Here is a 1,306-nt window from a genome sequence, read left to right as displayed (position 1 = left end):
CATAATGATTTTAGGAGGTTATCATGACGAAATATTCTAGTGAATTCAAAGCTAAGGTGGCTAACGAATATCTTCAGGGTGATATTACTTATCAAGCACTCGCCAAAAAAATATCACGTTGGTAGTAAATCCAGTGTTGAGTGCTGGGTTGCGTACGCCGTACAACACGGTCTAGTGTCCGTAATCGTAGAGCATCGGGCTTTTCGGCACTCACAGGAATTTAAGCTTAGAGTGGTAGAATATGCGGAAACACACGAGGTTAGTCAACACCAAGTGGCAGTCCATTTCGCAGTTAGTGATGATCAGGTCGATCACTGGTTACGGGAGTTTCGCGCGAATGGTGCCGCTGGCCTAAGAACCTTGCGGGGAGGGTTACCGTCAATGACCAAACACAAGCAGCACAATAAGGATCAGAGAAAAGTTATGGCCACGCAACTGGAGCGAGATCAGACCAAGATTATTAGGCTCGAGCACGAACTACAAGATGTCAAGATGCAGCGTGACATTTTAAAAGTGCTCGCGACCTTAACGAAGGAATCACATACACTTTAACTACTAAAATGAAGGCTTATATCGTGCAATCGTTAAGATCGCAGTACCCATTAAGGAAATTACTGAAGTCCATCGCCCTACCCCGAGCGACCTACTACGACCGTCTAAAGCGCAACGCGGCGCCGGATAAATACGCCCAGGTTAAAGCGTTCATTACCCGGGCCTTCTCACGCAGCCATGAGACCTACGGCTACCGCCGGATGCACGTAGAAACCGTTAAGGCAGGATTCTTGTTTTGCGCCGAGACTATTCGCCGGATTATGGGCGAGATGGGACTCAAGGTCGCCATATACTCTAAACACACATCCCGGTACAGCTCTTATCGAGGTGAAGTGGGCAAAGCAGCCCCTAATCTCTTAAGGCAGCAATTTACCGCTACACAGCCGCGGACTGTATTCCACACTGACGTCACCCAGGTACGTTTAGCTAACGGTGAGTGGGGATACATCTCTTCCATCACCGATGAGGCCAGCCGAGAAGTACTAGCTATCTCGGTAAGTAATTCCCCTAACCAGAAGTTGATTCATGCCAGCCTAATGGAACTCAAGCTACACCTAAATTCAAACCACGCTTCTATTATTCATTCCGACCACGGTTGGCAATATGAGATGCCTGGGTATATTGGACAAATACAAAAACTACATTTAACGCAAAGCATGTCTAGGAAAGGTAACTGCCACGACAACGCACCCATTGAAAGTTTCTTTGGTCTTTTGAAACGTGAATGTCTCAACCGGTTAAAGATTCAAAATCT

General features: G+C 46.8%; 3 protein-coding genes. All 3 read left to right on the top strand.

Going from position 1 to position 1,306, the window contains the following annotated elements; translation table 11 throughout:
- The first annotated feature begins 23 nt into the window (after positions 1–23).
- Positions 24–125 carry a transposase gene (locus tag JCM12539_RS15700; protein WP_162204167.1) on the top strand — a complete coding sequence of 34 codons (102 nt, stop codon included), beginning with the start codon at positions 24–26 and terminating at the stop codon, positions 123–125.
- The gene (locus tag JCM12539_RS15400; protein WP_369396118.1) at positions 79–552 is read left to right on the top strand and encodes a helix-turn-helix domain-containing protein; all 474 of its coding nucleotides are present in this window, start codon (positions 79–81) and stop codon (positions 550–552) included. The genes JCM12539_RS15700 and JCM12539_RS15400 overlap by 47 nt, the downstream gene beginning before the upstream one ends.
- Before the next feature lie 23 nt (positions 553–575).
- Positions 576–1,306 (top strand): IS3 family transposase (locus tag JCM12539_RS12375; RefSeq protein ID WP_162204163.1); only part of this gene is annotated, 731 nt, incomplete at its 3' end.

This window comes from Lacticaseibacillus pantheris DSM 15945 = JCM 12539 = NBRC 106106, assembly GCF_001311175.1.
GTDB lineage: Bacteria > Bacillota > Bacilli > Lactobacillales > Lactobacillaceae > Lacticaseibacillus > Lacticaseibacillus pantheris.
Note: the sequence above shows the minus strand (reverse complement) of the source record. Positions and strands in the feature narration are given on the sequence as shown.

What these genes read in the sequence shown, in the direction of transcription:
- JCM12539_RS15700 (WP_162204167.1), top strand. Translation starts at nt 24, where the DNA reads ATGACGAAATATTCTAGTGAATTCAAAGCTAAGGTGGCTAACGAATAT.